This window comes from Endozoicomonas sp. YOMI1 (assembly GCF_024606345.1).
GTDB lineage: Bacteria > Pseudomonadota > Gammaproteobacteria > Pseudomonadales > Endozoicomonadaceae > Endozoicomonas.
Window position 1 is genome coordinate 1 of record NZ_JAHHPM010000554.1, and the last position, 1244, is coordinate 1244.

General features: G+C 49.9%; 2 protein-coding genes. Both read left to right on the forward strand.

The features are described 5' to 3' along the window. The first annotated feature begins 561 nt into the window (after window positions 1-561). Window positions 562-690 carry a hypothetical protein gene (locus tag KDK15_RS19590; protein WP_257297080.1) on the forward strand — a complete coding sequence of 43 codons (129 nt, stop codon included), beginning with the start codon at window positions 562-564 and terminating at the stop codon, window positions 688-690. A gap of 41 nt (window positions 691-731) precedes the next feature. Beyond that, window positions 732-1187 carry a hypothetical protein gene (locus tag KDK15_RS19595; protein WP_257297081.1) on the forward strand — a complete coding sequence of 152 codons (456 nt, stop codon included), beginning with the start codon at window positions 732-734 and terminating at the stop codon, window positions 1185-1187. Window positions 1188-1244: the final 57 nt, after the last annotated feature.

The following is a 1244-nucleotide window of genomic DNA, read 5'->3' on the forward strand; positions in this document are numbered from 1 at the left end:
TTCTGTGAGCGCCTGAGGGGGAGGTTCCCTTGGGCGACTCGACAGGGGGTTGGAGCTACAATTGGTAGCTCCTTCGACCCAGTGGAAACGGCAACCTGTCTACAGGAGCACGTTCCCTACCCACTGCATGAGCAGCTTTTTGTATGCTGATGGCTGTTTCATAAGGGACCAAACTGTGGATAGACTGAGTTATAACCAATGCGTGGACAGTTTCCTCAACGCCCACGGCGATTCAGTAAACACGATTGCCGAAGAGCATTTTTTTTGCCGGGAGGAAAGTCAGTATTGATCATAATGTTATTCGGTCAATGTGCATAGCAGACCAACCATGGTCGTTTACTGAGCAGGTCAAAACACTGTTGGACGTTGCTATTAACAGCAATTTCTCCCCAGCGCTTGATGATAAATCCGGCATAAAGAAGTTTAACCGGTGGTTTTGGGGTGCCTATTGTCCGGCAGAGGATATAAAACCGCTATACAGCTGCACCTGCAAGTTAGTACATCTGGTATTTCCGAAACAGAAGGTCGGATGCACCCTTCAGCCTGAATCCGGACGCCGTGTTGGCACTGGGCGCATGTCGCCTGATTGAGTCGGAAAAGTTTCTGAAGATGCATGAGCAGCAACTGAAAAAGGCACCTGCGACAGCATCCATGTGGTTACGCCTGTTTCCTGATGGGCTGGCTCCATGAGCAGCAATTAATACCATCCATCACCTGAGAAGGTGGCGACATTGTATGGACAAGCCGCCAGCCGGGGAAAATTTATTCCACTCAACCTCCAGGCGGGTGACCTGTTTGCAGAAATAGGCGACTACCACAGTGCCTGTCGATGCTATAAGCAGATGCATCAACAAGTGCAAACACTGGTGGATTCATCCGACGAGACTCCGGCAACGGCTGACAGTGGTTATCTCAGCCCATCATTTCAGGATTATTTACAGTCAAAAATTGAATATGCCCGAATCAAGGCTAAAGATACGTGCTACCTGCGCCGCCTGACTCCAGAGGTCATTCAGCAATACATCAACGGAGATAAAGACCACAGTCACGGAACGCCTGCCCGCCAGGAAACAAAGTCCCCGGCCGACAACCAGGGCCGAACACACTCCTGCAGTCAACCGCAATGCTCACCCGGATATCCTCAGCCACCGGACGGGAGTGCGCTGTTTCAGGATAAGGGCTCATAACTGTGTTGAGTAATCTATGATTATCTTGGTTAATCTGCTTTTTTATTGCCTTATTCA